The 243-nt window shown below is 37.4% G+C and carries 1 protein-coding gene; it reads right to left on the minus strand.

Annotation, left to right across the window (positions count from 1 at the left end):
• Window positions 1-61: 61 nt before the first annotated feature.
• A partial coding sequence (locus G6047_RS16670) for a hypothetical protein (protein WP_211165336.1) occupies window positions 62-243 on the minus strand: 182 nt, incomplete at its 5' end.

The following is a 243-nucleotide window of genomic DNA, read 5'->3' on the forward strand; positions in this document are numbered from 1 at the left end:
AATGGAAGTTTCTGTTACCGAAATGGAGCGCTTTTTTTTAGCCGCTGTTAGCGGGTAGTTGCTACTCATTAACCTTACCATTTTGATCAATAAAAATTTGATCTGTTTCTCCCGATAAGTTGCCATCAACTACACCGTATATTTCGCAAGTTCCGAAATTGGATATATTTCCATTTACCATCCCATAAACGATTGCTCGTGAGCCTTTATCGATTGAAAGATTACCATTCAGAATTCCGTTTA

Source organism: Flavobacterium silvaticum (assembly GCF_012911565.1).
GTDB lineage: Bacteria > Bacteroidota > Bacteroidia > Flavobacteriales > Flavobacteriaceae > Flavobacterium > Flavobacterium silvaticum.